This is a genomic window from Nocardioides sp. (assembly GCF_024509035.1).
GTDB lineage: Bacteria > Actinomycetota > Actinomycetes > Propionibacteriales > Nocardioidaceae > Nocardioides.
Map to the genome: position 1 here is coordinate 6,935 of NZ_JANINT010000198.1, position 768 is coordinate 7,702.

Consider the following 768-nt stretch of genomic DNA (forward strand, 5'->3'; position numbering starts at 1 on the left):
GAAGAACTCCGCGGCCATCCGCTTGGAGACCGAGGTGAGCATCCGCTGGCCGACGCCGCCGACCATGCCGCCCACGACCGCGTCGGCGTCGTAGTCGATGCGGGTCTGGCCGGGCTCGGGCTCGACGAAGTAGACCTGCACGGTCGCATCGATCGTGCCCGGCGCGCCGGAGCCCTGGAGCCGCATCACCAGCGCCTCGTGCTCGACGAGGTCGGACAACGCGCAGCTGCCGGCGTAGGTGCCCTTGATCGCGGCGACGCCGGCGGTGACGGTCATGTCGTAGGTGTGCTCGCCCGTCGCCGCGAGCCGCTCGCAGCCCGGGATCGTCGCGACCAGCACCTGCGGGTCGAGAAGGGCGTCCCAGACTCGGGCGACCGGGAAGGGGATGACGTCGGACCCGGTGATCTTCATCAGGCGTGCTCCTGCTGGTGGGACTGGCCCTGCGATTGACGGAGGGCGAACAGCTCGGACGGCGAGATCGGCATCGCGGTGACGGTGAAGTCCGGCAGCACGACGCGCTCGGCGTCCTCGATCGCGGCGGCGAACACCGCCGCGGAGGGGATGACCCCGGCCTCGCCGGCACCCTTGATGCCGAGCGGGTTGAGCGGGGACGGCGTCTCGAGGTGGTCGATGTCGATGCCGTCGGGCACCTCGGTGACGTAGGGCATCAGGAAGTCCATGAACGAGGCGTTGAGCAGCTGGCCGGACTCGTCGTACGCCATCCGCTCGTAGAGCGCCCCGCCCACGCCCTGGGCGACCCCGCCGTGG

Annotated in this window: 2 protein-coding genes; both read right to left on the bottom strand. The window is 71.0% G+C overall.

Annotation, left to right across the window (positions count from 1 at the left end; genetic code table 11):
• Positions 1-411, bottom strand: a 411-nt coding sequence (locus Q0L15_RS14710) for a carbon monoxide dehydrogenase subunit G (protein WP_296605201.1), incomplete at its 3' end; no start/stop codon positions are given.
• Positions 411-768, bottom strand: a 358-nt coding sequence (locus Q0L15_RS14715; RefSeq protein ID WP_296605202.1) for a molybdopterin cofactor-binding domain-containing protein, incomplete at its 5' end; no start/stop codon positions are given. The genes Q0L15_RS14710 and Q0L15_RS14715, both read right to left, overlap by 1 nt.